Below are 554 nucleotides of genomic sequence, written 5' to 3'. Positions count from 1 at the left end.
GACTTGGTGCGTTTTGAACGCAAATTTCGACTGCAACAAGTCGAGTTAGATCAAGCCTGCCGCAACTCTCGATCCACTGCATCAACACTTCTGAAATGATGCCTGAAAATCACGGCAGGATCGTCGGCGACATCGAGTTCGGCGATGGCGACGATCATTTCAATATCAAGAGCGAAGCGACCATAAGCTGGGAGCCCTCGCCTTTAACGCTAACGCGCCGCAAATTTGACCGCGTGTGGCAAGTGCGCTTTGCAGCGGGCTTCGGTCGCGTTTAGTCGTTCCGCACGCAAGCTTCCCCCGGCAAAGAGCCGGGGTCTTCCGCAGACGCTGGACTTGAGGTTCGGGCGCACGCAATCTTAACGGCTTCATGCCATAATTTGCCGATCGCTCTATTTTTTCAGTGAGTTGCAATGGAAAAACCATCGCATGACGCGACGCCCGCAGTCCTCGAAGCCTTACGGCTGGAGGTGGACAGCTTGCTGGAGCGCTTTCCATGGTCGCTCCGCTTCACAAAGCCGGTTGAGGCCATTTATCGCGCCGACACCTGTCTGCCT

General features: G+C 55.4%; 1 protein-coding gene. It reads left to right on the top strand.

The features are described 5' to 3' along the window. Positions 1–95: 95 nt before the first annotated feature. Positions 96–275: a hypothetical protein gene (locus AC1D0P_RS27680; protein ID WP_477679657.1), complete on the top strand. Its 180-nt coding sequence runs from the start codon at positions 96–98 to the stop codon at positions 273–275. Positions 276–554 lie beyond the last annotated feature (279 nt).

The organism is Polaromonas sp. P1_G2 (assembly GCF_056405515.1).
This window is presented reverse-complemented; position numbering and strand designations above follow the sequence as displayed.

Excerpts from the sequence above, each read along its gene's own strand:
- AC1D0P_RS27680 (WP_477679657.1), top strand. The coding sequence starts at position 96 with ATGATGCCTGAAAATCACGGCAGGATCGTCGGCGACATCGAGTTCGGC.